This window comes from Spirosoma spitsbergense DSM 19989, from assembly GCF_000374085.1.
Lineage (GTDB): Bacteria > Bacteroidota > Bacteroidia > Cytophagales > Spirosomataceae > Spirosoma > Spirosoma spitsbergense.
This window is the reverse complement of the sequence record NZ_KB893509.1, coordinates 1-1,857: the sequence shown is the minus strand read 5'-3', so window position 1 is coordinate 1,857 and position 1,857 is coordinate 1. Positions and strand designations below refer to the sequence as shown.

Annotated in this window: 3 protein-coding genes; all 3 read left to right on the top strand. The window is 34.4% G+C overall.

Translation table 11 applies throughout. The features are described 5' to 3' along the window. Positions 1-120 precede the first annotated feature (120 nt). The 3 genes from B157_RS0112735 to B157_RS0112725 all read left to right on the top strand — a co-directional run bounded on the left by B157_RS0112735 (position 121) and on the right by B157_RS0112725 (position 1,711). A complete protein-coding gene (locus tag B157_RS0112735; RefSeq protein WP_020603709.1) occupies positions 121-612 on the top strand; it encodes an SRPBCC domain-containing protein in 492 nt (163 codons plus the stop codon). A 257-nt stretch (positions 613-869) separates the two neighbouring features. Continuing rightward, positions 870-1,247 carry a nuclear transport factor 2 family protein gene (locus tag B157_RS0112730; RefSeq protein WP_020603708.1) on the top strand — a complete coding sequence of 126 codons (378 nt, stop codon included), beginning with the start codon at positions 870-872 and terminating at the stop codon, positions 1,245-1,247. A gap of 5 nt (positions 1,248-1,252) precedes the next feature. Then, positions 1,253-1,711, top strand: coding sequence for a DinB family protein (locus B157_RS0112725; protein WP_020603707.1), 459 nt, complete (start codon positions 1,253-1,255; stop codon positions 1,709-1,711). Positions 1,712-1,857: the final 146 nt, after the last annotated feature.

Here is a 1,857-nt window from a genome sequence, read left to right as displayed (position 1 = left end):
AAACGGATCAGTTATGGGCTACCAAATTTCGCTCATCTTCGGCTCAGAGTACTAGCCCAAGCCATCTGACCACAAGAATTGTCAGAGTACCATAAAATTACTAACAAAACAAAAAGACGTATGTGGATTATTTTATCAATTACAATTTTAGTATTCTTACTTTTGAGTAGGACAAGCTTTGAAATTCGAGATGATATCGAAATCAACGCATCAACAGACAAGGTCTGGGCGACAATAATTGACTTTGAGAATTATAAAAATTGGAACTCACAATTAACTTTTTTGGGTGGGACAGTAAAACCACATGGAAAACTTCATCTAAAACTTTCAGCAACAGGCGCAGAACCATACGAGTTTAAACCGGACATATCGTATTGGCAGGACAAGAAACTATTTGCTTGGATTGCAAAAACTGGACTTCCAAGAATTTTTGATGGGGAACATTTCTTTGAATTAAAAGACCTTGGAAGCGGAAAAACTCTACTCACAAATAGAGAAGAATATAGAGGAATTTTATCCCAAATATTCAGACAACTTCCAATGATGAAGACGGCACCTGACGGATTTAAAAAGATGAACTTGGAACTTAAATATTACATTGAGAAACAATGATGATAAGTTTGAATCATAGAAAAAGTCAAGCAAAGAAAGCCCGAACCGCTAACAGCACCTACCCAAAAGGCAGGGTTTCGCGTTCCAAAGACAGTTTTGTGGTTAACCAAACATTAGTTTTTCAAATCAAGTTTCGTGGTAAAAGGCTCGCCCTTCGGGTAGCTGCAAAACGTTAGCGGTCATTGTAAACGACGACTATGAATCACCAATTTAAAGACAAAAATTTAGTTTAACAAAAAAAACGTAAACTTTTAAACATGATAATCAATATCAAAAATTATATTATGGAATGTGAAAGTAAACTATTAGAAGCCTTTACCAAAAAAGATCTAATTAGTTTAGACTCCTTAATTCACGACAGTGCTCTTTTTATATTACCAAATGGTCTTTCTGTGACGAAATCCATGGTTTTAGACAATTATCGAAAAGGAGAAACTGCAATGACTTCAATTAAATCAAAAGACCAAAAAATAAATTTGATTGACGACACCGCTGTTGTTTCTGTTAATTTAGAAATGACTGGAAAATACAATGAGCAAATAATTAGTCAACAATTTCGATATATCAGAGTTTGGAAGTTGTGTAATGACAATTGGCAAGTAATTGCAGTAAGCGGAGTTCCAATTAATAAATAAATAAAATGAATAGAGAAATTGAACGACTAAAAAATACAAGAACATATTTGCTTGACTTAATTAAAGATTTAAGTGCGGAGCAACTAAATGAAATCCCTTTAGGATTTAACAATAACATTATTTGGAATTTGGGGCATCTCATAGTAAGCCAGCAAGGACTTTGCTATTTGCGAGCAGGTTTAAAACCAATAGTAGACGAACAATATTTCACTGACTACAAGCCGCAAACAAAACCTAATAGTCCTATTCAAGCAGATGAAATAAATACAATTAAAACATTATTCCTATCTGTACTTGACAAATTAGAAACCGATTATAACCAAAGTGCATTTTCTAACTATGGGACATTTACCACTCCATATGGTGTAGAAATAACAAACATAGACGAAGCAATAAATTTCATACTATTTCACGAAGGACTTCATACAGGTTATATTATGGCAATGAAAAGACTTTTGAAATAAACAAAAAACAACGAACCGCTAACACGGGTTTGGCAAAAGTGGCGGTTCAGTGGGGTGCATTTCAAAAATACCAGTATCTTGTTGACATAGCCTCAAAAAGCCCTTGTTCCCATGACCAGAGAAGAATTACATGCCCTCGTTGATGC

Excerpts from the sequence above, each read along its gene's own strand:
- B157_RS0112735 (WP_020603709.1), top strand. The coding sequence starts at position 121 with ATGTGGATTATTTTATCAATTACAATTTTAGTATTCTTACTTTTGAGT.
- B157_RS0112730 (WP_020603708.1), top strand. The coding sequence starts at position 870 with ATGATAATCAATATCAAAAATTATATTATGGAATGTGAAAGTAAACTA.
- B157_RS0112725 (WP_020603707.1), top strand. The coding sequence starts at position 1,253 with ATGAATAGAGAAATTGAACGACTAAAAAATACAAGAACATATTTGCTT.